22 protein-coding genes are annotated in these 22,930 nt (G+C 64.2%); 10 read left to right on the top strand and 12 right to left on the bottom strand.

Annotated features, from left to right (window positions below):
- Positions 1 to 6 precede the first annotated feature (6 nt).
- From mrdA to ASF66_RS11965, 5 genes are read right to left on the bottom strand one after another with little or no spacing between them, the layout of a single operon-like run.
- Positions 7 to 1,902, bottom strand: coding sequence for a penicillin-binding protein 2 (mrdA, locus tag ASF66_RS11985; RefSeq protein ID WP_049860838.1), 1,896 nt, complete (start codon positions 1,900 to 1,902; stop codon positions 7 to 9).
- Positions 1,903 to 1,917: 15 nt separating this feature from the next.
- Complete coding sequence (gene rlmH, locus ASF66_RS11980) at positions 1,918 to 2,385, bottom strand: 23S rRNA (pseudouridine(1915)-N(3))-methyltransferase RlmH (protein WP_043192648.1); 468 nt, start codon at positions 2,383 to 2,385, stop codon at positions 1,918 to 1,920.
- A gap of 8 nt (positions 2,386 to 2,393) precedes the next feature.
- Positions 2,394 to 2,801 carry a ribosome silencing factor gene (gene rsfS, locus ASF66_RS11975; protein WP_056843997.1) on the bottom strand — a complete coding sequence of 136 codons (408 nt, stop codon included), beginning with the start codon at positions 2,799 to 2,801 and terminating at the stop codon, positions 2,394 to 2,396.
- A gap of 17 nt (positions 2,802 to 2,818) precedes the next feature.
- Positions 2,819 to 3,508: a nicotinate-nucleotide adenylyltransferase gene (nadD, locus tag ASF66_RS11970; protein ID WP_056843996.1), complete on the bottom strand. Its 690-nt coding sequence runs from the start codon at positions 3,506 to 3,508 to the stop codon at positions 2,819 to 2,821.
- A gap of 1 nt (position 3,509) precedes the next feature.
- Positions 3,510 to 4,781: a glutamate-5-semialdehyde dehydrogenase gene (locus tag ASF66_RS11965; RefSeq protein ID WP_056843995.1), complete on the bottom strand. Its 1,272-nt coding sequence runs from the start codon at positions 4,779 to 4,781 to the stop codon at positions 3,510 to 3,512.
- 168 nt (positions 4,782 to 4,949) lie between these two features.
- Here ASF66_RS11965 and ASF66_RS11960 point away from each other — a divergent pair, with 168 nt between their 5' ends.
- Both ASF66_RS11960 and ASF66_RS11955 read left to right on the top strand, forming a co-directional pair.
- Positions 4,950 to 5,621 (top strand): DNA-3-methyladenine glycosylase, encoded by a 672-nt coding sequence (locus tag ASF66_RS11960; protein ID WP_056843994.1) that lies wholly within the window; start codon positions 4,950 to 4,952, stop codon positions 5,619 to 5,621.
- A gap of 3 nt (positions 5,622 to 5,624) precedes the next feature.
- The gene (locus ASF66_RS11955; protein WP_056843993.1) at positions 5,625 to 6,944 is read left to right on the top strand and encodes a bifunctional DedA family/phosphatase PAP2 family protein; all 1,320 of its coding nucleotides are present in this window, start codon (positions 5,625 to 5,627) and stop codon (positions 6,942 to 6,944) included.
- Between the two features lie 36 nt (positions 6,945 to 6,980).
- Here the strand turns inward: ASF66_RS11955 and ASF66_RS11950 are convergent, their stop codons facing one another.
- From ASF66_RS11950 to ASF66_RS11940, 3 genes are read right to left on the bottom strand one after another with little or no spacing between them, the layout of a single operon-like run.
- A complete protein-coding gene (locus ASF66_RS11950) occupies positions 6,981 to 7,571 on the bottom strand; it encodes an LON peptidase substrate-binding domain-containing protein (protein ID WP_056843992.1) in 591 nt (196 codons plus the stop codon).
- An 11-nt stretch (positions 7,572 to 7,582) separates the two neighbouring features.
- On the bottom strand, positions 7,583 to 8,299 hold the full coding sequence (locus tag ASF66_RS11945) for an LrgB family protein (RefSeq protein WP_049860831.1): 717 nt from the start codon (positions 8,297 to 8,299) through the stop codon (positions 7,583 to 7,585).
- A complete protein-coding gene (locus ASF66_RS11940) occupies positions 8,296 to 8,661 on the bottom strand; it encodes a CidA/LrgA family protein (RefSeq protein ID WP_049860830.1) in 366 nt (121 codons plus the stop codon). The genes ASF66_RS11945 and ASF66_RS11940 overlap by 4 nt, the downstream gene beginning before the upstream one ends.
- A 221-nt stretch (positions 8,662 to 8,882) precedes the next feature.
- Here ASF66_RS11940 and ASF66_RS11935 point away from each other — a divergent pair, with 221 nt between their 5' ends.
- Together ASF66_RS11935 and ASF66_RS11930 are read left to right on the top strand one after the other, a co-directional pair.
- On the top strand, positions 8,883 to 10,592 hold the full coding sequence (locus ASF66_RS11935) for a C13 family peptidase (RefSeq protein ID WP_056843991.1): 1,710 nt from the start codon (positions 8,883 to 8,885) through the stop codon (positions 10,590 to 10,592).
- Between the two features lie 40 nt (positions 10,593 to 10,632).
- Entirely contained in the window at positions 10,633 to 11,274 is a 642-nt protein-coding gene (locus ASF66_RS11930; RefSeq protein ID WP_049860828.1) for an oxidoreductase, read from the top strand.
- A 15-nt stretch (positions 11,275 to 11,289) separates the two neighbouring features.
- Here the strand turns inward: ASF66_RS11930 and ubiX are convergent, their stop codons facing one another.
- Together ubiX and mpl are read right to left on the bottom strand one after the other, a co-directional pair.
- Positions 11,290 to 11,919 carry a flavin prenyltransferase UbiX gene (gene ubiX / locus ASF66_RS11925; RefSeq protein ID WP_056843990.1) on the bottom strand — a complete coding sequence of 210 codons (630 nt, stop codon included), beginning with the start codon at positions 11,917 to 11,919 and terminating at the stop codon, positions 11,290 to 11,292.
- Complete coding sequence (gene mpl / locus ASF66_RS11920) at positions 11,916 to 13,265, bottom strand: UDP-N-acetylmuramate:L-alanyl-gamma-D-glutamyl-meso-diaminopimelate ligase (protein ID WP_049860827.1); 1,350 nt, start codon at positions 13,263 to 13,265, stop codon at positions 11,916 to 11,918. Before mpl ends, ubiX begins: the two co-directional genes overlap by 4 nt.
- A 187-nt stretch (positions 13,266 to 13,452) precedes the next feature.
- On the opposite strand from mpl, the gene exaC reads away from it, so the two are divergent.
- The 4 genes from exaC (at position 13,453) to ppa (ending at position 17,398) form a co-directional block, all read left to right on the top strand.
- Positions 13,453 to 14,973, top strand: a complete 1,521-nt coding sequence (exaC, locus tag ASF66_RS11915) for an acetaldehyde dehydrogenase ExaC (protein ID WP_049860826.1) — start codon at positions 13,453 to 13,455, stop codon at positions 14,971 to 14,973.
- 182 nt (positions 14,974 to 15,155) lie between these two features.
- On the top strand, positions 15,156 to 15,803 hold the full coding sequence (locus ASF66_RS11910; protein ID WP_049860825.1) for a DedA family protein: 648 nt from the start codon (positions 15,156 to 15,158) through the stop codon (positions 15,801 to 15,803).
- 4 nt (positions 15,804 to 15,807) lie between these two features.
- Positions 15,808 to 16,599, top strand: a complete 792-nt coding sequence (locus ASF66_RS11905) for a zinc-dependent peptidase (protein WP_056843989.1) — start codon at positions 15,808 to 15,810, stop codon at positions 16,597 to 16,599.
- A 271-nt stretch (positions 16,600 to 16,870) separates the two neighbouring features.
- A complete protein-coding gene (ppa, locus tag ASF66_RS11900) occupies positions 16,871 to 17,398 on the top strand; it encodes an inorganic diphosphatase (protein ID WP_049860823.1) in 528 nt (175 codons plus the stop codon).
- A gap of 370 nt (positions 17,399 to 17,768) precedes the next feature.
- On the opposite strand, the gene ASF66_RS11895 is transcribed toward ppa, so the two are convergent.
- Positions 17,769 to 18,554, bottom strand: coding sequence for an aldolase (locus tag ASF66_RS11895; RefSeq protein ID WP_056843988.1), 786 nt, complete (start codon positions 18,552 to 18,554; stop codon positions 17,769 to 17,771).
- Positions 18,555 to 18,784: 230 nt separating this feature from the next.
- On the opposite strand from ASF66_RS11895, the gene ASF66_RS11890 reads away from it, so the two are divergent.
- The gene (locus ASF66_RS11890) at positions 18,785 to 20,107 is read left to right on the top strand and encodes an aspartate aminotransferase family protein (RefSeq protein WP_056843987.1); all 1,323 of its coding nucleotides are present in this window, start codon (positions 18,785 to 18,787) and stop codon (positions 20,105 to 20,107) included.
- A gap of 127 nt (positions 20,108 to 20,234) precedes the next feature.
- Here ASF66_RS11890 and pdxR read toward each other — a convergent pair whose 3' ends face one another.
- Positions 20,235 to 21,731, bottom strand: coding sequence for a MocR-like pyridoxine biosynthesis transcription factor PdxR (pdxR, locus tag ASF66_RS11885; protein WP_056843986.1), 1,497 nt, complete (start codon positions 21,729 to 21,731; stop codon positions 20,235 to 20,237).
- Positions 21,732 to 22,018: 287 nt separating this feature from the next.
- On the opposite strand from pdxR, the gene ASF66_RS11880 reads away from it, so the two are divergent.
- Complete coding sequence (locus ASF66_RS11880; RefSeq protein ID WP_082484657.1) at positions 22,019 to 22,912, top strand: transporter substrate-binding domain-containing protein; 894 nt, start codon at positions 22,019 to 22,021, stop codon at positions 22,910 to 22,912.
- The last annotated feature ends 18 nt before the right edge of the window (positions 22,913 to 22,930 follow it).

Below are 22,930 nucleotides of genomic sequence, written 5' to 3'. Positions count from 1 at the left end.
TCGAAATTACTCTTCAAGGGCGGTGATCTCCGCGCCCGCGGCGCTGGCGTATTCGGGTTTCAACTGGCCGTCGGGGCCGAGCAGCCAGGCATCCATGATCTGCCGCACCACAGGCGCGGCGACGCCTGAACCGGACTCACCGTTCTCGACCATCACCGACACCACGATGCGCGGATTGTCGGCAGGCGCGAAGCCGACGAACAGGGCATGGTCGCGATGGCGTTCCTGGACCTTGCTGCGGTCGTACTTTTCGCCCTGGCGAATGGCGACGACCTGAGCCGTACCGGACTTGCCGGCGATGCGGTACTTGGCGCCGATGGCCGCCTTGCGCGCGGTACCGCGGGCACCTTGCATGACCATCTCCATGCCATGGGTGACCTTGCCCCAATCGGAAGGGTTGCGCAGCACGATGTCGGGCATGGGGTTCTCGTCTACCGGCGGCGCGCCCTCGATGGTGCGCGCCAGCCGCGGACGATTCCATTTGCCCTTGTTGGCCACCAGAGCGGTGGCCTGGGCCAATTGCAGCGGGGTGGCCTGCATGTAGCCCTGGCCGATGCCCAGGATCAGCGTTTCGCCGGGGAACCAGGCTTGGCGACGGGTCTTGCGCTTCCATTCGCGCGAAGGCATCAGGCCCGGCGACTCCTCGAACATGTCCAGGGACACCTTCTGGCCGATGCCGAACTGACCCATGTAGCTGTCCAGCTTGTCGATGCCCAGCTTGTGCGCCAGGTCATAGAAATAGGTGTCGTTGGAACGCATGATGGCGGTGTCCAGGTCCACCCAGCCATCGCCGGTGCGGTTCCAGTTGCGGTACTTGTGGTCGTAGTTGGGCAGCTGATAGAAGCCGGGGTCGAACACCCGCGAACCGGCGTTGATCACACCGGAATCCAGGCCGGCGATCGCTACCGCGGGCTTGATCGTCGAACCAGGTGGATACAGGCCGCGCAATACACGGTTGAACAGCGGCCGATCGATCGAATCGCGCAGGTCGGCGTAGGCCTGGAAGCCGATGCCGGTGACGAACAGGTTGGGGTCGAAACTGGGCTGGCTGACCATGGCCAGCACTTCACCGGTGCGCGGGTCCATCGCCACGATGGCACCGCGCCGACCGCCCAGCGCTTCTTCGGCGGCTTCCTGCAGCTTGATGTCCAGGCTCAGAACGATGTCCTTGCCTGGTTTCGGATCGGTGCGCTTGAGCACCCGCAGCACACGGCCGCGAGCATTGGTCTCGACTTCCTCGTAACCCACCGTGCCGTGCAGCTCCGGCTCGTAGAAGCGCTCGATACCGGTTTTGCCGATGTGATGAGTACCGCTGTAGTCCACCGGATCCAGGGTCTTGAGTTCCTTCTCGTTGATGCGTCCGACGTAGCCCACCGAGTGCGCGAAATGCGCGCCCTGCGGGTAGTGCCGCACCAACTGTGCGACCACTTCCACACCGGGCAGACGAAACTGGTTCACCGCGACCCGGGCGATCTGTTCTTCGTTGAGCTCGAACAGGATCGGCACCGGCTCGAACGGCCGGCGCCCCTGTTTCATGCGGCGCTCGAACAATTGCCGGTCTTCGTCGCTGAGCTCCAGCACCTCGACGATGGTGTCGAGCACCTGACGCCAGTCGCCGGAGCGCTCGCGGGTCATGCTCAGGCTGAAACTGGGCCGGTTGTCGGCCACGACCACGCCATTGCGATCGAAGATCAGCCCGCGCGTGGGCGGGATCGGCTGCACGTGCACCCGATTGTTTTCCGACAGGGTGGAGTGATACTCGTACTGGATCACCTGCAGGAAATACAGGCGCGCGATCAGGACGCAGATCAGCACCAGAATCGCCGCCGCACCGACCACGACGCGGCTGCGCACGGTGCGCGCGTCTTTCTCGTGGTCCTTGAGGCGAATCGGCTGGGACATCGGCTGGTTTACGGCCTATTTGTGATAAGGGTGCCCGGACAGTACGGTCCAGGCGCGATACAGCTGCTCGCCGATGAGTATCCGTACCAGCGGGTGAGGCAGGGTCAGCGGCGACAACGACCAGCGCTGCTCGGCACGGGCGCAGACTTCCGGCGCCAGCCCCTCGGGGCCACCGACCATGAAGTTCACCGTGCGCGAGTCCAGGCGCCAGCGATCCAGTTCCACCGCCAACTGCTCGGTGCTCCAGGGCTTGCCGTGCACTTCCAGGGTGACGATGCGCTCGCCCGGACCCACCTTGGCCAGCATCGCTTCGCCTTCCTGACGGATGAAGCGTGCGACGTCGGCATTCTTGCCGCGGGTGTTCAGCGGAATTTCGACCAGGTCCAGCGCAAGCTCGGCAGGCAGACGCTTGGCATACTCATGCCAGCCTTCTTCCACCCACTTGGGCATGCGCGAACCCACCGCGATCAGACGCAGACGCATGGCCCAGACTACTCTTGGTCGTTAAGAGTCTGGTGGCCGGGGGTATGGTGCGCAGCGCTGGCGGCACGGCTCTGCTCGGCGCCCTGCCACAGGCGTTCCAGGTCGTAGAACTGGCGCGAGGCGGCGGTCATCATGTGCACCACCACGGTGTCCAGGTCCAGCAGGACCCAGTCGCTGTCGCCCGCGCCTTCTTCGCCCAGCGGCTTGACGCCCTTGGCCTTGACCAGTTCGCGAACCTTCTCGCGCATGGCGCTGATCTGGCGGTTGGAGGTACCGGTGGCGATGACCATGAAGTCGGTGATGCTGTTCTTGTCGCGCACGTCGATGACCAGGATGTCCTGGGCCTTGACGTCTTCCAGAGCAGTCTTGGTCAGCTCGACGATTTCTTCTGCGGGGATTGCTTGCTTATTGCTCATAAAAAAACTCGTTCAGTTCAATTGGACGCACGGTACAGCCCGTGCGCCTCGATGTAGGCCAGTACAGCGTCAGGCACCAGGAAACGCACCGACTTGCCGCTGGCCAGCAGTTGACGGATCTGGGTGGCCGACACCGCGAGCGGTGCCTGCCAGACGAAAGTAATCTGCCCGCAGGGCCCCTTGAGGGCTTGCGGGTCGCTGATGGAACGCGCCGCCACCAGATTGCGCAGGGCATCGGGCAGCTCGGTGTCGGCATCAGGTCGCTGCAACACGACGATATGGCAGTGTTGCAGCAGTTCTTCCCAGCGGTACCAGGTGGGCAGGCCACAAAAGGCGTCCCAGCCCAGCAGCAGGAGCAACTGGTCTTGCGGGTCGAGCTCGGCACGCATCGACACCAGGGTGTCGAGTGTGTACGACGGTTTGTCGCGCCCCAGCTCGCGGTCATCCACGCTCAAGGGCGCCAGACCCTGAACCGCGGCACGCACCATGGCCAGGCGCTGCTCGGCCGATACCTGCGGCTGGTCGCGGTGCGGCGGCCGCGCGCTGGGCACCAGCCGCAGGTCGTCCAGACCCAGTGCCTCGACCACCTCCACGGCGCCGCGCAGATGACCGATGTGCACCGGGTCGAAGGTACCGCCCAGCACGCCGATTCGACGCGCAGCGCGGGAGTGTACAGCGTGGGGACCGGGGCGGCTCGGTGCGGTCAACTCAGACCGGCTCCTGGCCGCGCAGCTGGCCGTCGCCGATCACCACGTATTTTTCGCAGGTCAGGCCTTCCAGCCCCACTGGACCGCGAGCGTGGATCTTGTCGGTGGAAATGCCGATCTCGGCGCCCAGACCATACTCGAAGCCATCGGCGAAACAGGTCGGTGCATTGACCATCACCGAGGCCGAGTCGACTTCGGCGACGAAACGCCGGGCGTGGCCCTGCTGCTCGGTCACGATCGCATCGGTGTGGTGCGAGCCGTGGTGGTTGATGTGCTCGATCGCCTGGTCCAGGCCGTCGACCACACGGATCGACAGGATGGCCGCCAGGTACTCGGTATCCCAGTCCTCTTCGCTGGCCGGTACCGCGTCGATGAGGTCGCGGGTGCGCGGGCAACCGCGCAGCTCGACGCCTTTCTCGCGGAACTGGGCGGCCATCGGCGGCAGGAAGCTGGCCGCCACCGACTGGTCGACCAGCAGGGTTTCCATGGCCCCGCAGATGCCGTAGCGGTAGGTCTTGGCATTGAAGGCGATGCGTTGCGCCTTGGCCAGGTCGGCCCCGGCGTCGACGAACACATGGCAGATGCCGTCCAGGTGCTTGATCACCGGCACCTTGGCCTCGCGGCTGACACGCTCGATCAGACCACGCCCGCCGCGCGGCACGATGATGTCCACGTACTCGGGCATGCTGATAAGGGCGCCGACCGCCGCGCGGTCAGTGGTGTCGACCACCTGCACCACGGCGGCGGGCAAGCCGGCTTCGGCCAGGCCGCGCTGGATGCAGGCGGCGATGGCGCGGTTGGAATGGATGGCCTCGGAGCCGCCACGCAGGATGGTCGCGTTGCCCGACTTCAGGCACAGGCTGGCGGCGTCGATGGTCACGTTGGGCCGCGACTCGTAGATGATACCGACCACGCCCAGGGGCACGCGCATCTTGCCGACCTGGATCCCCGAAGGCCGGTAGCTCATGTCGCGGATCGCGCCGACCGGGTCCGGCAGGCTGGCCACCTGGCGCAGGCCGACGATCATGCCGTCGATGCGCGCAGGGGTCAGCGCCAGGCGCTCGAGCATGGCCGCGTCCAGGCCATTGGCGCGACCCGATGCCAAATCCTGCTCGTTGGCGGCAACCAGTTCGGCGCGGGCGCTGTCCAAGGCACTGGCCGCCGCCTGCAGGGCGCGATTCTTCTGCGCAGTGCTGGCACGGCCAATGACCCGCGAGGCTTCGCGGGCGGCGCGACCCAGGCGGGTCATGTAGTCAAGAACGGACTCGGTCATGGTCTCTATGGTCTTGGCAAAGAGGAAAGCGGCTGATTATAGCTGTCACGTACGCCCACTAACAGCGGTGACGGGCGGATGGTCGAAAACACCTCTTTAAACATATGTCCACGGGCCTGCCCGATGTGCAATTGCTATCATCCACCGCGACACCGAATGGACCCCGTTATGTTCAACCCGTTGCCCGACGCCTTTTTCGATACCGACGCGCAATCCCTGGCCCGTGCGTTGCTGGGCAAGGTGATTCGCCACCGTCAGGGACCCTATTGGCTGTCGGCGCGCATCATCGAAACCGAGGCGTACTACGTCACGGATCGCGGCAGCCATGCCTCGCTTGGCTATACCCACAAGCGCCGCGCGCTGTTCCTGAACGGCGGCCACATCTATATGTATTACGCCCGCGGTGGCGATTCGCTGAATTTCAGTGCCCAGGGACCGGGCAACGCGGTGCTGATCAAGTCGGCCTACCCCTGGCTCGACGCCTGCACCGACGACAACGCCTTCGCCCAGATGCAGCTCAACAATCCCGATGCGAGCGGCCAGCCACGTCCGGCCGAGCGCCTGTGCGCCGGGCAGACTCTGCTGTGCAAGGCCCTGGGCCTGAAAGTGCCGGTGTGGGACGCCCAGCGCTTCGACACCGAGCACCTGTTCGTCGACGATGTCGGCGCCACTGTCTCGCACGTGGTGCAGACCACGCGCCTGGGCATTCCGCTGGGCCGTGACGAACACCTGCCCTATCGCTTCGTGGATGCCGGCTATGCCCGCTTCTGCACGCGCAACCCCCTGCGTCGCGGCCAGATCGAAGGCCGCGATTATTTCTCGATCTTTCAAGGAACCTGACTCATGGGCGAATGGCTGGACAGTCTGACAGGCTGGCTGACGTTGCATCCGCAGTGGCTGGGCGTGGCGATCTTCGCCATTGCCTGCATCGAATGCCTGGCGATCGCCGGGATCGTCGTACCCGGCACGGTGGTTTTATTCGCCGTGGCGGTGCTGGCGGGCAACGGTGCGCTGTCGCTCAGCGAAACCCTGCTGCTGGGCTACGCCGGCGGCCTGTTGGGCGACGCCATTTCATACGCCTTAGGCAGGCGCTTTCACCAGAACATCCGTGGCCTGCCGTTGCTGCGCACGCACCCGCAATGGCTGGAGACCGCCGAGAGCTATTTCCAGCGCTACGGCGTTGCCAGCCTGCTGGTCGGCCGCTTCATCGGCCCGCTGCGGCCGATGCTGCCCATGGTCGCCGGGATGCTCGACATGCCCTTGCCGCGCTTCATCCTCGTCAGCCTGGTGGCGGCGGCCGGCTGGTCGGTGGCCTATCTGCTACCAGGCTGGGCAACCGGTGCGGCATTCCGCCTGCCCCTGCCCGATGACTTCTGGCCACAGGCAGGTATCGTCGTTGCCTGTATCGCCCTGCTGATGGGCCTGAGCCTGCATGCCACCTGGCGCAACCGCGAGCGCGGCACGATGCTGATCGCCCTCGCCTCCTTGATCATGCTGATTGCCCTGTTCTTCGGCTTCCCGCACCTGAGCGCGCTGGACAACGGCCTCAAGACCCTGGTGCAGGAGCACCGCAGCGAGGCCGCGGAAACTTTCGTGGTGCTGGTGACACGCATCGGTGATTTCCGCACCCAGTTCATGGCGGCCGGATTGCTCACCGCACTGCTGCTGATCACTCGCCAATGGCGGCCGGCCCTGTTCGCCTGCTCGACCATGCTGATCACCGCATTGCTCAACGGCTCGCTGAAACACCTGGTGGCGCGGCAGCGGCCCGACGTGCTGCTCGAACCGCTGACCACCTTCAGCATGCCCAGCGGGCACAGCTCGGCGGCCTTCGCGTTCTTTCTGAGCCTGGCGATCCTGGCCGGACGTCGGCAGACGCCGCGCATGCGCCTGGTCTGGGTCATCCTGGCGAGCATTCCAGCGCTGTCGATTGCCTTGTCGCGGGTCTACCTGGGCGCCCATTGGCCGACCGATATCATGGCCGGAACCATGCTGGCCTGCTTCGTCTGCGCCTCGTGCCTGGCGGCCGTGGAATATCGCAAGCCGCTGCCGGCCATGCCCCTGCATGTCTGGTGGCTGGTGGTGCCAGCGTGCGCGCTGCTGCTCGGCTTCTTCGCCGTGCACGGGCTGCCGATGGCACTGGAACAGTATCGCTATATGTAGCCCAAGCGCGGGGAACGCCCATGATCCTGCGAAAGATCAGGCCTGGGCGTCGCCCTGCAGGGTATCGAGCAGGGCCTGGATCTGCATCAGGGTGGTACCTGGATCGCTCTGGGCCAACAACCGGCTTTTCTCCTGCTCGGTGAACGGCAGCAGATAGGCCAGCTGGTTGGCCAACGACTGCTGTCCGTGCGCGCCTTCGGTCATGCCCAGAGCGGCGACCATCGGATGTTCGGCCAACGCCTGCAGCAGGGCCTGCAGATCGGCATGCTCTTCGGTCAGCGGCGGGTCTGCCTGCTCATCCAGCCAGCTGACGTCGGCCACCAGCAACTGATCCTTCTGCACCTCGGTACGCTCGACGCGGAAGCGCCGCGCACCTTTCACGCGAATACCTAGCAGGCCATTGTCCTGCTTCTGGAAGTCGATGATCACCGCCTCACAGCCCACCTGGGCGTGCGCGCTCGGCGCGTCGCCCACTTCTGCGCCGTCGACGATACCGACCACCCCGAATCCGGTGCCCTGCTTCATGCAGCGACCGATCATGTCCAGGTAACGCGCCTCGAACAGCTGCAAGTCCAGCACGCAGCCTGGGAACAGCACGGTGTTGAGGGGAAAGAGCGGCAATGTCATGGCTTGTGTCCTCACGCGAATGCGCTGATGGCCAACGGCAGGAAAACCGCCGTGCCGACGCCCATCAGACTCATGGCCAGCGCCGCGAAGGCGCCGGTTTCTTCACTTTCCTGCAGTGCCACCGAGGTGCCCACCGCATGCGCGTTCAGGCCCAGTGCCATCCCGCGCGCCGCCGGATGCTCGACGCCCAGCAAAGACAGCAGGCCGGGGCCGAAGATTCCACCGATGACGCCGGTGATCAGCACGAACACGGCCGCCAGCGCTGCGACGCCACCAATCTGCTCCGCCACCAGCATGGCGATCGGCGAGGTGACCGACTTGGGCGCCATGGTCATCAGAATCATGTGATCGGCCCCCAGCCAACGTCCCAGCAGCAGGCACAAGGCCGTGGCGAACAGGCCGCCCAGGCCCAAGGTGATCAGCGTCGGCCACAGCAACTGACGAATCCGCCGCAGGTTGAGGAACAGCGGCACCGCCAGGGCCACCGTCGCCGGGCCCAGCAGAATGCCGAGAATTTCCGTGCTCTTGCGGTATTCGGCATAGCTGATCCCGCAGCCGACCAGCACCGCGACCAGCAGCAGCATCGACAGCAGCACCGGTTGCAGGAAGATCCAGCGGGTCTTCTCGTAGCCGGCCAGCACCAGTTGATAGGCACCCAGGGTGATGCCGATGCCGAACAGCGGATGATGGATGACGGCCTGCACCGCGCCCTGCCAGTCCAGCATCATGGTTGCACCGGGGTGTCGTGTCGGCGGCGACGGATCAGGCGCTGCATCAGCCAGCCGACGAAAACCGTGGATACCGTGACGGAAATCACCAGCGAGCCGACGATGGCCCAGAAGTCATCGGCGATCTGCTGGGCATACACCATCACGCCCACTGCAGGCGGCACCAGCAGCAATGGCAGGTAGCGCAACAGGTTGTTGGCCGCCAGGCTCAGCGGCTCGCTGACCTCGCCACGGACCATCAGGTAGATCAGCAGCAGCACCAGACCGATGATCGGACCGGGCAACACAGGCAGAATCAGATGATTGAGGGCCGTGCCCAACAGCTGGAACAGGACCAGCCAGGTCAAACCGCGTAGCAACATTGGGGGTCTCCTTCGCAAGCCAGGCATTATAAGCACCTCGGGCGTACGCCTGGGTGATGCAAGATGGCGCACCCCTCGGCGGATTACGGACCGAGCAGGCAGGCGACGATGATCCGAACGCTGTCGGCGTGCAGGCAGCGCGTGGCCGAAAAGCACCCTGCATCTGTTTTCCACCCTTGCATCTGCGGCATACTCGGCGCCTCAATCGCCCGGACCCGCTCATGCGCCCTCTCGTTCCCCTCGCCCTGTCGTTGTTGATCGCCGCTTGCGGGGATGGCGAGCCACTGTCGCCGCCCGATGCGCGACTGCCCGACGGCGGTCGCTATCGCGGGGACGTGGTCAATGGGCTGTTGCAGGGCCAGGGCCGGGTCGACTACCCCAACGGCAGTGGCTACGCCGGGCAGTTCAAGGACGGCCAGTGGCAGGGTGAAGGCCAATGGCACGGGCGCAATGGCGAGGTCTACACCGGCGGTTTCGACCATGGCCTGTTTCATGGCCAGGGGACGCTGATCGCGCGCGGCACCACCTACACCGGCGGCTTCGTCAAGGGACGGCGCCAGGGTGAGGGCACCTTCAAGGAAGCCGGCGTGTCGTACCGCGGCGGCTTCAAGGAAGATCAGTACTGGGGTGAAGGCCACATCGAGCTCGACGATGGCAGCCAGTACCAGGGCTGGTTCGCCCACGGCAAACCCAATGGCGAAGGCACGCGCAGCGATGCGGCGGGCAATCAGTTCACTGGCACCTTCGTCAACGGCCTGCTCGAAGGCCACGGCACGTTCAGCAACGCCGACGGCGACCAGTACATCGGCAACTTCCACCTCAACCAGCTGCACGGCCGTGGCCGCTACGAGAATGCCGCAGGCGACGTGTGGATCGGCACCTTCAAGGAAGGCGTGCTCAGCGGAAAGGGCGAAATGTTCGCCAGCGATGGCAGCCACTACAAGGGCGAATTCGCCGATTGGCGCTTCAGCGGCAAGGGTTGGCTGGCCCTGGCCGACGGCAGCACCTACAGCGGCACCTTCGAGAACGACACCTATCAAGGCCAAGGCACCCTGACCCTCAAGGATGGCAGCACCCAGGTCGGCTACTGGCTCAATGGCCAGCGCATTCGCGATGCCCAGGGCCACCTGTTGCCCGATCCGCTGGAGCAGGGGCTGCTCAACCAGGGCCGGCTGCTGGAACAGGCGCTTGCCGCCGTTCCGCCGTCCACCGCGGCGATCGAACTGTACAGCCTGGCGCTGGCCGGGGATGGCAAGCAAAGCGTGTTCATGCGCGAAGCCGACTACGTCACCGGCATGCTCGCCAGCCGTTTCGGCGCCGTCGGCCAGATCACCCTGGCCAACCATCGCGATCACCTGGCCGATCGCGTGATGGCCAGTCGCGAGACCCTGAGCCGCAGCGTCCAGACGCTGGCGGCGCGCAGCGGCCCGGAAGACCTGGTGTTCATCTACCTGACCAGCCACGGCACCAGCGAGCACGAACTGGTGCTCGACCAACCTCGCCTGCAACTGGGCGACCTGCCGGCCGATGAACTGGCCGCCGTGCTGGCACCGCTCAAGGGCCGTGACAAGGTGGTGGTCATTTCGGCCTGCTACTCGGGCGGGTTCATCCCGGCGCTCAGGGACGAGAAAACCCTGATCATGACCGCCTCGCGAGCCGACCGCGTGTCCTTCGGCTGCTCCGAAGAGGCCGACTTCACCTATTTCGGCGACGCCCTGTTCGCCCAGGCCCTGAACCAGACGGATGACCTGCAGCAGGCATTCGAACTTGCCAGCCGGCACGTTGCCGAACGGGAGATCACCGACAATTACGAGGCCTCGCAGCCACAGATCTGGGCGCCCAAGGGGGTGCTCGCGCATTGGCGGCGATTGCGCCAACAACAGGCCAAGCGCGCATTGCACACTGCCGCAGCGCCTGAGAACACGCCATAGGGCATCCGCTTCACGCTGCCTGTATCAAGGGAGACACCGCATGTACTTGACGCCGCAGCACATCCTTCTCGCGGGCGCCACGGGCCTGACCGGCGAGCATCTGCTCGATCGCCTGCTCGCCGAACCCACCGTGAAAAGAGTCCTGGCGCCCACCCGCCGCCCCCTCGCCGAGCACGCGCACCTGGAAAACCCGGTGGGGCCGTTGCTGCCCCTGCTGGCAGACCTGCAAGGGCCGGTGGACATCGCCTTCTCGTGCCTGGGCACGACCATCAAGCAAGCCGGCTCCCAAGAGGCGTTTCGCGAGGTCGACCATACGCTCATCGTTGCCTATGCCCAGCGCGCGCTGGAACTGGGTGCGCGACACTTTCTGCTGATCAGCGCCATCGACGCCGACCCGCAATCTTCGGTTTTCTACAACCGGGTGAAGGGTGAAACCGAAGAGGCTCTGCGTGCGCAGGGCTGGCCGCAACTGACCATTGCCCGACCGTCGCTGCTGATCGGTGACCGCGTCGAGGCACGCCTGGCCGAGCGCATTGCTGGGCCGCTGTCGAAACTGATTCCGGGCAAGTACCACGGCATCGAAGCGCTGCAACTGGCCCGCGCGCTGTGGCGCCTGGCGCTGGAGGAACAGGACGGCGTGCGCGTGGTGGAATCGGACGAGCTGCGACGCCTGGGCAAATAGCTTTCCGCCCGCGCTCTAGTCATCGCTGCCGTGGTGGTGTTCGCCCCAACGCGGCAGCATGTCCTGAGGAATATCGAGCAGATTCAACACGCGTGCGACGACGAAGTCGATCAAGTCGTCGATGGTCTGCGGCTGGTGATAGAAACCCGGTGCCGCTGGCAGGATCACCGCACCCATCTGCGACAGCTTGAACATGTTTTCCAGGTGAATGGTCGAGAACGGTGCTTCCCGCGGCACCAGGATCAACTGCCGACGCTCCTTGAGGGTGACGTCGGCGGCGCGCTCGATGAGATTGTTGCAGGCGCCGGTGGCGATGGCCGACAGCGTTCCCGTCGAGCACGGTACCACCACCATCGCACTGGGCGCGCCGGAACCCGAGGCCACCGGCGACATCCAGTCTTCCTTGCCATACACACGGATCTGCCCGGCGGACGCTCCGGTGTACTCGTTGAGAAAAGCCTGCATGGCCTGCGGTTTGGCTGGCAGGGTGACGTCGGTCTCGGTGGCCAGCACCAGTTGCGCAGCCTTGGAGATGAGGAAATGCACCTCGCGGTCCTCACGCACCAGGCAGTCGAGCAGGCGCAGGCCATATTGCGCGCCCGAGGCGCCGGTCATGGCCAGGGTGATACGTTGCGGACCACTCATTTGAGCGCCTCCGCCAGTTTCAGATGCAGGCCGCCGAAGCCGCCGTTGCTCATGATCACCACATGGGTGCCGGGCCGGGCCTGGCCCTTGACCCGCTCGATGATCGCTTCCAGCGAATCGGCAACGACCGCCGGGACCGGGCACTGCGCCGCCGTCGCGGCCAGGTCCCAGCCCAGATTGGGGGGCGCGTACCAGATCACCTGATCGGCGTCGCGGACGCTTTCGGGCAAGCCGTCACGATGCGCCCCCAGCCTCATGGAGTTGGAACGCGGTTCGATCACGGCGATCAATGCCGCATCACCAATGCGCTTGCGCAGGCCGTCCAGCGTCGTGGCGATGGCCGTGGGGTGGTGCGCGAAATCGTCGTAGAGGGTAACGCCCTGCACTTCGGCGACCCATTCCATACGCCGCTTGACGCTCTTGAACGCGCACAGCGCCTCGATACCCAATGGCGCAACCACGCCGACGTGGCGGGCGGCGGCCAGGGTTGCCAAGGCATTGGCCACGTTGTGCTGGCCGGTCAGCGGCCAATCCACCGTGCCCTGCACCACACCCTCGAACGACACTTCGAAGCGCGAGCCATCGGCACTGAGCAGATTCGCCTGCCACTGACCGTTCTCGCCCGTGGTCTGCACCGGTGTCCAGCAACCCATCTCGATCACGCGACTCAAAGCCGGCTCGGTGGTGGGGTGGATGACCAGGCCCTCGCTGGGCACCGTGCGGATGAGGTGATGGAATTGACGCTCGATGGCCGCCAGGTCGGGGAAGATGTCAGCGTGATCGAATTCCAGGTTGTTGAGGATCGTGGTCCGCGGGCGGTAGTGGACGAACTTGGAGCGCTTGTCGAAAAACGCACTGTCGTATTCGTCTGCCTCGACCACGAAGAACGGCGTCTGCCCCAGGCGGGCGGACACCGCGAAATTCTGCGGCACCCCGCCGATCAAAAAGCCCGGTGCCATGCCGGCATGCTCCAGCACCCAGGCCAGCATGCTGCTGGTAGTGGTCTTGCCGTGGGTGCCAGCAACGGCCAGCACCCAACGCCCCTGCAGCACATGGTCGGCCAGCCATTGGGGGCCGGAAACGTAGGGCAGGCCCTTGTTCAGCACGTATTCGACCGCTGGGTTGCCGCGCGACAGGGCATTGCCGATCACCACCAGGTCGGGTGCAGGTTCCAGTTGGGCGGCGTCGTAGCCTTGGGTCAGTTCGATGCCCTGAGCCTGCAGCTGGGTGCTCATGGGCGGATAGACGTTGGCGTCCGACCCCGTGACGCGGTGGCCCAGTTCCTTGGCGAGCACCGCCAGAGAGCCCATGAAGGTGCCGCAGATACCGAGAATGTGAATGTGCATGGTTGGCCTCGTAAAACGTCGAGGCAGGGTAGCCTAGGGTAGGAAAAATCTCATCCTTTGATTGGCGATCACCCGCCTCCGGCTTGCCGCCGTGCAGCGGTTTCAAGGCGCCCTGCCCGGCTTTGTTCTACGCTTAAGGGGCGCTACCGCGCGTCCTCCACAGAACCACAACAGCAGGAGACTCCCCATGCGTTACGCACACCCGGGCACCGAAGGCGCCAAGGTCGAGTTCAAGGCCAAGTACGGCAACTATATTGGCGGCGAATTCGTCGCGCCGGTGGACGGCAACTACTTCACCACGACCTCACCCGTCAACGGCAAGCCCATCGCCGAATTCCCCCGCTCCAATGCCCGCGACATCGACAAGGCGCTGGACGCCGCCCATGCCGCCGCCGAGGCGTGGGGTACGACATCGGTACAGGCTCGCTCGCTGATCCTGCTGAAGATCGCCGACCGTATCGAACAGAATCTGGAAACCCTGGCCATCACCGAAACCTGGGACAACGGCAAGGCCATTCGGGAAACCCTGAACGCCGACATTCCGCTGGCGGCCGATCATTTCCGCTACTTCGCCGGATGCCTGCGGGCCCAGGAAGGCAGCGCCGCCGAAATCGATGGCAACACCGTCGCCTACCATATCCACGAACCGCTGGGCGTGGTCGGGCAGATCATTCCCTGGAACTTCCCGATCCTGATGGCCGCCTGGAAGCTGGCCCCGGCACTAGCCGCCGGCAACTGCGTGGTGCTCAAGCCGGCCGAACAGACGCCGCTGGGCATCACGGTACTGATGGAGTTGATCGGCGACCTGCTGCCGCCAGGCGTGCTCAACGTGGTCCAGGGTTTCGGCAAGGAGGCCGGCGAAGCGCTGGCCACCAGTAAGCGCATCGCCAAGATCGCCTTCACCGGCTCGACGCCGGTGGGCTCGCACATCATGAAATGCGCTGCCGAGAACATCATTCCCTCGACGGTGGAGCTGGGCGGCAAATCACCGAACATCTTTTTCGAAGACATCATGCAGGCCGAGCAGACCTTCATCGAGAAAGCCGCCGAAGGCCTGGTGCTGGCCTTCTTCAACCAGGGCGAGGTATGCACCTGCCCTTCACGCGCGCTGGTGCAGGAATCCATCTACCCGGCCTTCATGAAGGAAGTCATGAAGAAGGTCGAGCAGATCAAGCGCGGCGATCCGCTGGACACCGACACCATGGTCGGCGCCCAGGCGTCGGAGCAGCAGTTCGACAAGATTCTCTCCTACCTGGAAATCGCCAAGGGTGAAGGCGCCGAACTGCTCACCGGCGGTCAGGTGCAGAAACTCGAAGGTGACCTGTCGACCGGCTACTACATCCAGCCAACCCTGCTCAAAGGCACGAACAAGATGCGCGTGTTCCAGGAGGAAATCTTCGGCCCGGTGGTCAGCATCACCACCTTCAAGGACGAAGCCGAGGCCCTGGCCATCGCCAATGACACCGAATTCGGCCTGGGTGCCGGGGTCTGGACCCGCGACATCAACCGTGCCTGGCGCATGGGCCGCGGGATCAAGGCCGGACGGGTCTGGACCAACTGCTACCACCTGTACCCGGCGCATGCCGCGTTCGGTGGCTACAAGAAATCCGGCGTGGGCCGCGAGACCCACAAGATGATGCTCGACCACTACCAGCAGACCAAGAACCTGCTGGTCAGCTACGACATCAATCCACTGGGCTTCTTCTGACCCAACGACAGCGAGGGATGCCTTGGCGTCCCTTGCCTGCTCTGCCGACCTTGTCAGTTTCGCTGCACTGACACACGACCGTCGGTCGTTTGTGCGGACCTGGCGAACCGACCAACAAACCTGCTTCACCCATCGGTATACTGCGCGGATTCTCAAAGATCGAATCAGCACAGGTACCCGCCATGGAATTCAGCTTCATCGACCTCATCCTGCACCTGGATGTGTACCTCAACATGCTGGTGACCCAGTACGGCACCTGGGTCTACGCGATCCTGTTCCTGGTGATCTTCTGCGAAACCGGCCTGGTGGTGATGCCTTTCCTGCCCGGTGACTCACTGCTGTTCATCGCCGGTGCCGTGGCAGCCGGTGGCGGCATGGACCCGTTCCTGCTCGCGGGCCTGCTGATGACCGCCGCCATCCTGGGCGACAGCACCAATTACATCGTCGGGCGTACCGTGGGCGACAAGCTGTTCAGCAACCCGGATTCCAAGATCTTCCGTCGCGACTATCTGGATCAGACCCACGCCTTCTATGCCCGCCACGGCGGCAAGACCGTTACCCTGGCGCGGTTCCTGCCGATCCTGCGCACCTTCGCCCCGTTCGTGGCTGGTGTCGGCAAAATGCACTACCCGCGCTTCCTGGGCTTCAGTGTGCTGGGCACGGTGTTGTGGGTCTGCGGCCTGGTGACCCTGGGCTACTTCTTCGGCAACATGCCGTTCATCAAACAGAACCTGACCCTGCTGATCGTAGCGATCATCCTGATTTCGCTGCTGCCGATGATCATCGGCCTGGTGCGCAGCCGTATGGGCGGCCCTGCCCCGTCGCGCTGAAATCATGTGGTCGTACAAGGCCTGGCGGCGCCAGCGGATTCTGGACCGCCACCGTATCGATGACGCGCTGTGGCAAACGGTGCGTGAAGACCTGCCGATCCTCGATGGCCTCGATGCACGGCAGGACCAGCACCTGCGCGAGGCCTGCGTGCTGTTCCTGCAGGCCAAGACCTTGACCTGCCTGCCCGGCGTCGAACTCGACGACCGGGCGCGCCTGCACCTGGCAGCACAGGCGCAACTGCCGCTGCTGCAGCTGGGCGACCTGGACTGGTATCAGGGCTTCCACGAAATCGTCCTGTACGCCGACGATTTCGTCAGCCCGCAGCGCTACCGCGATCCCAGCGGCGTGGAGCACCAGTGGGACGGCGAGCACAGTGGCGAGGCCTGGCAACAGGGACCGGTCATCCTTGCCTGGTCGGGGGTGATGACCAGCGGTGGCTGGGACGGCTACAACCTGGTCATCCATGAACTGGCGCACAAGCTCGACATGCTCAACGGCGACGCCAACGGCCTGCCGCCGCTGCACGGCGACATGCGTGTGAGCGACTGGGCCAGCGCCATGCAGCACGCCTACGACGACCTCAATCGCCAGCTCGATGCCAATCCGGATGCGGAAACGGCCATCGACCCCTATGCGGCGGAAAACCCGGCGGAGTTCTTCGCCGTCACCAGCGAGTATTTCTTCGCCGCGCCGGATTTGCTGCACGAGGCCTATCCGCAGGTCTACGAGCAGTTGCGCCTGTTCTATCGCCAGGATCCGCTCGAACGGCTCGCGGCCCTCCCCCGACCTGCATAACGCCCGGACGCGGCTTGCGCCGCTGCTACAGGGGACCGCGTTCATCCGTACCGCGTCGGTCGTCGACAGCCAATCCCATTCCCCAACGCCACGTTTAATGGCAAACCCATTCCCTGTAGCAGCGGCGCAAGCCGCGTCGGCAGGCGCTGCACACGACCGGGGCCGGACCGCGGCGCGTGTGGCATGCGGTCCTACAATGTGCCTATAATCGCGCCCACATTTTCGGCCTGCACGGCCTTCAGACTGGCCCAAACCACGGGGGCAACGCCCAATGAGCTACAGCAAGATTCCGGCTGGCAAAGACCTGCCGAACGACATCTACGTCGCCATCGAGATTCCGGCCAACCACGCGCCGATCAAATACGAAATCGACAAGGACAGCGACACCCTGTTCGTCGACCGTTTCATGGCCACGCCGATGTTCTACCCGGCCAACTACGGTTTCATCCCCAACACCCTGGCCGATGACGGCGACCCCCTCGACGTGCTGGTCGTCACCCCTTACCCGGTTGCGCCAGGCTCGGTCATCCGCGCCCGTCCGGTCGGCATCCTGCACATGACCGACGACGGCGGCGGCGACGCCAAGGTCATCGCCGTACCGCACGACAAGCTGTCGCAGCTGTATGTGGACGTGAAGGAATACACTGATCTGCCGCCGCTGCTGCTGGAACAGATCAAGCACTTCTTCGAGAACTACAAGGATCTCGAAAAAGGCAAATGGGTCAAGATCGAAGGCTGGGGCGACGCAGACGCCGCCCGCGCCGAAATCACCAAGTCGGTCGCCGCGTACAAAGGCTGATCCGTCGCTGTACCGAAAACCCCGGCCCAGGCCGGGGTTTTTCATGGGCGCAGCAAAGGCATTTGGCGCTGAAGGGAAAAAGAGATTTGCACAGGCACCCGCCCGTGCGTATTCTTTGGCCCTCACCAGCTCAGGCTGGTCAACAGTTTGCAGGCGGTTGCGGCTTACCAAAAGTAAGGCAAGATCGTCGACGAGAAGCCGGCCATAAGCCGGCTTTTTAATGCCCGCAAGAAACTGCTCAGCGCCTGTTTCGCGGCCACAGACCGCTCCTGCGGAACACCGTATACACCCCTGTAGGAGCGGTCGTCGGCCGCGAAAGCGTCCTTCGGGCCACCATCGACTCCAGCATCTTCATGATAACTGGCTGCACTTACAGGTCGTAACCGCTGCCCGCCAGACCGCGCTTGACACTCTCAAGATGCAGACGCGCGCTTTCGGCGTTGCCGACCAGCATCTGCCGGCACGCGGCGCTGGCGATGGCGTGGGGTACGGGCTTGAGCGGGCGGCCGCTGGCCATGGCCTTGAGCTGCACTTCGGCGGCCCGTTCCAGGTAGTACAGGTCATCCCACGCTTCGGCGATGCTGGGGCCGAGCACCAGCGGGCCGTGATTCTTGAGCATGACGATATCCGCCTCACCGGCCGCGCGCGAAATGCGCTCGCCCTCGGCATCGTCCAGGGCCAGGCCGTTGTAGTGCTCGTCCACTACCATCCGCTCATAGAACTTCAACGCTGTTTGCCCGGCCCACACGAATGGGTCGCCTTCGAGCATGCACAGCGCCGTGGCGTTGGGCATATGGGTATGGAACGCGGCGGTGGCACGCGGGTTGAGGCGATGCAGTTGGGCGTGGATGAAAAACGCCGTCGCCTCCGGCTGGCCTTCACCGGCCAGGACCCGCCCCTGAAAATCGCAGATCAGCAACGAGGAAGCGGTGACTTCGGCGAACGCCAGACCGAACGGGTTGACCAGAAACAACTGCGGATGGCCGGGCAGCACAAAGGAAAAGTGGTTGCAGATCCCCTCGGCCATACCCAGTTTCGCCGCCATGCGAAAACAGGCCGCCAAGTCGCTGCGCGCCTGACGGATCTCGGGGCTGTCGAGACTGGCCGTACGCGTCATAGGGCTGACAGCGGGGTGGATATCGAAACTGTGAGCCATGGTCACGGGTCCTGAAAATGCTGGAGAGAGACTGCCAAGCGTAGCCAAAACCAGCCGCCGGCCAAGGGACAGTTACGCGATTTGCCTGGGCCAGTCGAACGGCCTGACCCACTGTTTCAGCCCATCTGGCCCTACGGACGCGGTAGCGTTTGTTCCTATCGTGAGCCACCGCCGTGCGCTCACGGCCCCGCCACCAGCCTTGGCTGACTACGATCCTGCAGAGGTAGCCCATGAGCACGCCCGTTTCCAACGACTACGTGTACGCCCTGGACCGTGAATTCGTGTTCCATTCCTGGTCGACCCAGGGCGCGCTGAACCCGCTGGTGATCGCCGGTGGCCAGGGCTGTACGCTGTGGGACTACGAGGGGCGCGAGTATCTGGACTTCAGCAGCCAGTTGGTCAACACCAACATTGGCCATCAGCATCCGAGAGTGATCGCGGCCATCGTCGAGCAGGCCGGCAGCCTGGTCACGGTGGCTCCAGCCACGGCCAACCTGATGCGCGGTGAGGCGGCCAAGCGCATCCTGGCGCGGGCGCCGAGCCACTTCAGCAAAGTGTTTTTCACCAATGCCGGCGCGGACGCCAACGAGAACGCCATGCGCATGGCGCGGCTGTTCACCGGGCGCGACAAGATTCTTTCCGCCTACCGCTCCTACCATGGCAGCACCGGCGCGGCCATCGTCGCCACGGGCGATCCACGGCGAGTGCCCAATGAATTCGCCCGCGGCCATGTGCATTTCTTCAATCCGTACCTGTTTCGCACCGAGTTTCATGCCACCAACGAGCAGGAAGAAAGTGAACGCGCGCTGCAGCACCTGCGCCGGGTCATCGAATGCGAAGGCCCGGCTGCCATTGCGGCCATCCTGCTGGAAAGCGTACCCGGCACGGCGGGCATTCTGGTGCCGCCCAAGGGCTACCTGGCCGGCGTGCGCGCGTTGGCCGACGAGTACGGCATTCTGGTGATTCTCGATGAAGTGATGGCCGGTTTCGGGCGCACCGGCAGCTGGCTGGCGCTGGACCATTTCGACATCGTGCCGGACCTGATCTGTTTCGCCAAAGGGGTCAACTCCGGCTACGTGCCGGCCGGTGGGGTGATGATTTCCAAACCCATTGCCGAGTATTTCGATGACCATTTCTTCCCCGGCGGCCTGACCTATTCGGGACATCCGCTGGCCATGGCGGCCATCGTGGCGACGCTGGACGTGATGGCCGAGGAAGGTATCGTCGACAACGCCCGGCAGATCGGCCTTGAAGTCCTCGGCCCGGGCTTGCAGGCGCTGGCAGCGAAGTACCCGTTGATCGGTGAGGCCCGAGGGATCGGCCTGTTCTGGGCGCTGGAGTTCATCAGCGACAGAACACTCAAGACGCCGCTGGCCGCTCCGGTGATGGGCCAGATGAAAGCGGCATTTCAGGCGCGCGGATTGCTGACTTTCATCGTCGAGAACCGCTTGCACGTGGTGCCGCCGTGCATCGTCAGTGCCGCTCAGGTGGAGGAAGCGCTGGGGATTTTCGATGAGGTGATCGGTGAGTTTTCGGGCAGGTATTCGCGGTGAATGGGCTGGCCCCTTCGCGGGCAGAGAGCTCGCCGCCCGCCCCGCTCCCACAGCAGATCTTATTTACCTGTGGGAGCGGACTCTGCCCGCGAAGAGGCCAGCACAAGCACCACAAGATCCAAGCCCCTCACACCCCCTCCAGCACCCCAGCCAACTGCTCTATCCCTGGCCGGATCTTGTCGGCATCGATGGCATGAAAACCTAGCCGCATGAAATTCCCGGGCGGTGCGGGCTTGAAGAAGAACTGCGCTCCGGATTCGATCAGAATGCTCTTCTGCGCCGCCGCCCACGCCAGTTTCTGAGTATCCACGCTGGCCGGTGCCTTGAGCCAGAATGCGCTGGAACTGTCGCTGCCCAGATGCTGGCAACTGCTCAGGCATCGACTGACAGCGTCCTGCATCGAGGCCCGTCGCCGCCCATGTTCCTCGCGAAAGCGGCGCAGGTGTGCATCGTAGTGACCTTGAGCGAGAAACTCGGCCAGCATGCGCTGGTTGTTCAACGGCGGGTGCCGGTACATCAAGCGGCGCAGGGCCCGCAGCTCGCTGATCAGTTCGGCATCGGCCACCATGTAACCCAGGCGCAGCCCCGGTGAAAAGGCTTTCGACAAGCTGCTCAGGTAGATCACCCGCCCACTGCTGTCGCTGGCCTTGAGCGCGGGCTGCGGATGATGGTCCAGGTTGAGCTCGGCGTCGTAGTCGTCCTCGATGAGGATCTGGTCGTGCTGGCGAATATGCTGCAGTAGGCGGGTCCGTCGTGCGGCACTCATGGCGATGCCGGTGGGCACCTGATGGCCCGGCGTCACATAGAGGTAGTCACAGTCGTCCAGGCGAGCATCCACCACCAGCCCTTCAGCGTCGATGTCCTGCTTGTGCACGTGAGCGCCTTGCAATTCGAAGATGCTCAGGGCATCGCGAAAACCGGGGTTCTCGATGGCCACCTTGACGCCATGCGTCATCAGCAGTGTGGCCAGCAGGTACAGCGCGTTCTGCGAGCCCAGGGTCAGCAGGATTTCGTCGGAGCTGGCCCAGATGCCCCGCTTGGGCAGCACGCGGGTGCGCAGCTGTTCGATGAGCATCTGATCGTCGCGGTCGAAACGATCGCACAACCAGCCTTGATCGCGTTCGCTGCGCAGGGTATTGCGCGACACTTCACGCCAGCGTTCCAACGGGAACAAGTCCCGTATGGGCTGCCCGTAGATGAACGGGTAGCTGAAGCCACTCCAGTCACCGGGCCGCAAGACGCCGTGCTTCAAACTGGGGAGCATCTTCAGGCGCCCGGCCCAATCCGGAGCGCGCTCCGCATCGCAGGTATCGCTGTAGCCGACCGGACGGTGACGGCTGAACGACGGCCAGGCGTTGCGCGCATCGCCGCCGCAGTAGTCGGCATGCAGGTAGTAACCACTGCGAGGACGGCTCACCAGATAGCCGTTATCCAGCAGGCTCTCGTACACCAGTGCCACGGTATTGCGCGAGATGCTCAATTGCTGGGACAGCTTACGGCACGACGGCAAGGGCTCATCGGGTGGAAACCCTCCGCCCAGAATCGCCGACACCAGAGACTCGCGCAGTTGCTCCTGCAAGCCGCGCTGCTGGTCGAAATCCAGGTAAAACACGTGATCGATCATGCTCTCGCTCCGCGATGGCCCGCCGCGGATTGATCCGCGTCGAAGCGCTTTCACCTGTCCTGGACCCGCCCGGTTTCCAGGGCGAGCCAACCTGTTGGCACCCATGCCGATCGATGGACTTTGCAAATAGCGCGCCATGCTTTTTTGCGCACGCAACTGGCCAGTCGAATGTGCCCAACTGCCCCTATCGCTGTGCGCAGACGCCTCACTAAGGTTGAGGCCATGCCACTGAACGCCTTCGTTCAGCGAAACGATCAGGCCTATTTCAACCCTCGGGAGCAGCATCTATGAAGCAACCCCGCAAGCGTTCGATAACCGGCACATCCCTGGGCCTGCTGCGCACGTTGAGCCTGGCCACGCTGGTACTCTCGGCCTCGTTCGGCGCCCATGCCGACCTCGCCGAGGTGAAGAGCAAAGGTTTCCTGAGTGTCGCCACCGAGGATGACTACGCACCGTTCAACTACATCGTCGATGGCAAACCCGAAGGCTTTCACAAGGAGCTGCTGGAGGACCTCAAGGCCTACGCCAAAACCCAGAACGTCGACGTCAAGCAGGACATCCTGCCCTGGACCGGGCTGCTCGCGTCGGTTTCTTCCGGTCAGTACGACGTGGCCTTCACCGGTGCCCTGGTCACCGATGAGCGTCTGCGCGTGTTCAACTTCGCCCCGCCTTTCGCGTCCGCCCAACACTTCTACGTCAAGCGTGCCGATGACAAGCGCCTCAGCGATATCGCCAGCCTGTGCGGCAAGACCGTCGGCGTGCAGGCCGGCAGCGCACTGCTGGCACGCCTGCCCGAACTCAAGAAAATGATGAAGGACAAGGGTTGCGAGATGGGCAAGGTGGTGGAGTATCCGTCGTACCCAGAAATCTACGCCGATTTGGCCAACGGTCGCTTGGACTACGCCGTGAACGCGCTGATCTCGGTGAACGACCTGGTCAAGACCCGCGGCGACACCTTTGCCAAGGGCATTGCCGTGTCGGGCGCCGGCTTCGCCGCCTGGCCCGTGCCGAAGAACAGCCCGGAGCTGCTCACGTTCCTCAGCGGCTTCATGGACCAGATCCGCGCCAACGGGCGTCTGGCCGCGTTGCAGACCAAGTGGTTCGGCGAAGCCTTCCCGGACATGCCCAAGGAGCCGATCACCAACGTCGAGCAGTTCCACACGTTGGCGGGGATGAAGTGATCGCCTGAATGATCGGGT

The organism is Pseudomonas sp. Leaf129 (assembly GCF_001423465.1).
Classification (GTDB): domain Bacteria; phylum Pseudomonadota; class Gammaproteobacteria; order Pseudomonadales; family Pseudomonadaceae; genus Aquipseudomonas; species Aquipseudomonas coleopterorum.
Note: the sequence above shows the minus strand (reverse complement) of the source record. Positions and strands in the feature narration are given on the sequence as shown.

Excerpts from the sequence above, each read along its gene's own strand:
- rlmH (WP_043192648.1), bottom strand. The coding sequence starts at position 2,385 with ATGCGTCTGCGTCTGATCGCGGTGGGTTCGCGCATGCCCAAGTGGGTG.
- ASF66_RS11955 (WP_056843993.1), top strand. The coding sequence starts at position 5,625 with ATGGGCGAATGGCTGGACAGTCTGACAGGCTGGCTGACGTTGCATCCG.
- ubiX (WP_056843990.1), bottom strand. The coding sequence starts at position 11,919 with ATGAGTGGTCCGCAACGTATCACCCTGGCCATGACCGGCGCCTCGGGC.
- ASF66_RS11940 (WP_049860830.1), bottom strand. The coding sequence starts at position 8,661 with ATGTTGCTACGCGGTTTGACCTGGCTGGTCCTGTTCCAGCTGTTGGGC.
- pdxR (WP_056843986.1), bottom strand. The coding sequence starts at position 21,731 with ATGATCGATCACGTGTTTTACCTGGATTTCGACCAGCAGCGCGGCTTG.
- ASF66_RS11895 (WP_056843988.1), bottom strand. The coding sequence starts at position 18,554 with ATGGCTCACAGTTTCGATATCCACCCCGCTGTCAGCCCTATGACGCGT.
- ASF66_RS11890 (WP_056843987.1), top strand. The coding sequence starts at position 18,785 with ATGAGCACGCCCGTTTCCAACGACTACGTGTACGCCCTGGACCGTGAA.
- ASF66_RS11950 (WP_056843992.1), bottom strand. The coding sequence starts at position 7,571 with ATGACATTGCCGCTCTTTCCCCTCAACACCGTGCTGTTCCCAGGCTGC.
- ASF66_RS11930 (WP_049860828.1), top strand. The coding sequence starts at position 10,633 with ATGTACTTGACGCCGCAGCACATCCTTCTCGCGGGCGCCACGGGCCTG.
- mpl (WP_049860827.1), bottom strand. The coding sequence starts at position 13,265 with ATGCACATTCACATTCTCGGTATCTGCGGCACCTTCATGGGCTCTCTG.
- ppa (WP_049860823.1), top strand. The coding sequence starts at position 16,871 with ATGAGCTACAGCAAGATTCCGGCTGGCAAAGACCTGCCGAACGACATC.
- ASF66_RS11960 (WP_056843994.1), top strand. The coding sequence starts at position 4,950 with ATGTTCAACCCGTTGCCCGACGCCTTTTTCGATACCGACGCGCAATCC.
- exaC (WP_049860826.1), top strand. The coding sequence starts at position 13,453 with ATGCGTTACGCACACCCGGGCACCGAAGGCGCCAAGGTCGAGTTCAAG.
- mrdA (WP_049860838.1), bottom strand. The coding sequence starts at position 1,902 with ATGTCCCAGCCGATTCGCCTCAAGGACCACGAGAAAGACGCGCGCACC.
- ASF66_RS11945 (WP_049860831.1), bottom strand. The coding sequence starts at position 8,299 with ATGATGCTGGACTGGCAGGGCGCGGTGCAGGCCGTCATCCATCATCCG.
- ASF66_RS11880 (WP_082484657.1), top strand. The coding sequence starts at position 22,019 with ATGAAGCAACCCCGCAAGCGTTCGATAACCGGCACATCCCTGGGCCTG.
- ASF66_RS11965 (WP_056843995.1), bottom strand. The coding sequence starts at position 4,781 with ATGACCGAGTCCGTTCTTGACTACATGACCCGCCTGGGTCGCGCCGCC.
- ASF66_RS11935 (WP_056843991.1), top strand. The coding sequence starts at position 8,883 with ATGCGCCCTCTCGTTCCCCTCGCCCTGTCGTTGTTGATCGCCGCTTGC.
- ASF66_RS11905 (WP_056843989.1), top strand. The coding sequence starts at position 15,808 with ATGTGGTCGTACAAGGCCTGGCGGCGCCAGCGGATTCTGGACCGCCAC.
- ASF66_RS11910 (WP_049860825.1), top strand. The coding sequence starts at position 15,156 with ATGGAATTCAGCTTCATCGACCTCATCCTGCACCTGGATGTGTACCTC.
- rsfS (WP_056843997.1), bottom strand. The coding sequence starts at position 2,801 with ATGAGCAATAAGCAAGCAATCCCCGCAGAAGAAATCGTCGAGCTGACC.